The sequence below is a fragment of the Neisseria sp. P0021.S006 genome (assembly GCF_051956895.1).
Window position 1 is genome coordinate 1 of sequence record NZ_JBQCWZ010000654.1, and the last position, 724, is coordinate 724.

Annotated in this window: 1 protein-coding gene; it reads right to left on the bottom strand. The window is 49.4% G+C overall.

Annotated features, from left to right (window positions below; genetic code table 11):
* Positions 1 to 50: 50 nt before the first annotated feature.
* Positions 51 to 724: metal ABC transporter solute-binding protein, Zn/Mn family (locus ACTHUM_RS16275; protein WP_440403461.1), on the bottom strand; the 674-nt coding region annotated here is incomplete at its 5' end.

The following is a 724-nucleotide window of genomic DNA, read 5'->3' on the forward strand; positions in this document are numbered from 1 at the left end:
TAGAGGTGTATAACAGACAGGTTTCAGACGGCCTTTATCTTTAAGCCGCTTTATTTTTTCATGGCATCGGTCATAACTTTGACATTGTAGCGGTACATGCCGATGTAGCTATTGGCCGGTGCACCACCCAATGCATCGGAATACAAACGTCCGCTGACATTAACGCCGGTTTCTTTGGCAATACGGTCAATCATGCGCGTGTCTTTGATGTTTTCAGTAAAGACGGCTTTAATGCCCTCGCGTTTGATTTGGCGGATAATAGAAGCCACTTGTTTGGCAGACGGCTCGGCTTCGCTGCTCACGCCTTGAGGGGCGATAAATTCAATATTGTAGCGTTTGCCCATGTAAGAGAACGCGTCGTGTCCGGTCAAGACTTTTCGCTTGGCGGCAGGTACGGCATTAAAGGCAGCCTGCGCATCGCTGTGCAGTTTTTTTAGCTGCATTTGATAGTTGCCCAAACGTTGCTGATAGTAGGTTTTGCCTTCAGGGTCGGCTTGAATCAAAGCATTGGCAACGTTTTGCGCATAAGTACCCATCAGGACGGGGTCGGTCCAAACGTGCGGATCAAACTCGCCGTGATCGTGATGATGGCCTTCGTGATCGTGGTCATGATGATGTCCACCCTCTTCTGCTTTCAAAGCCTGAATGCCTTTGGTTGCTTCGGCGAAAGGAACTTTACTCTGTTTGACTGCACGCTGTACATCGGCGGCTTCCAAGCCCAAAC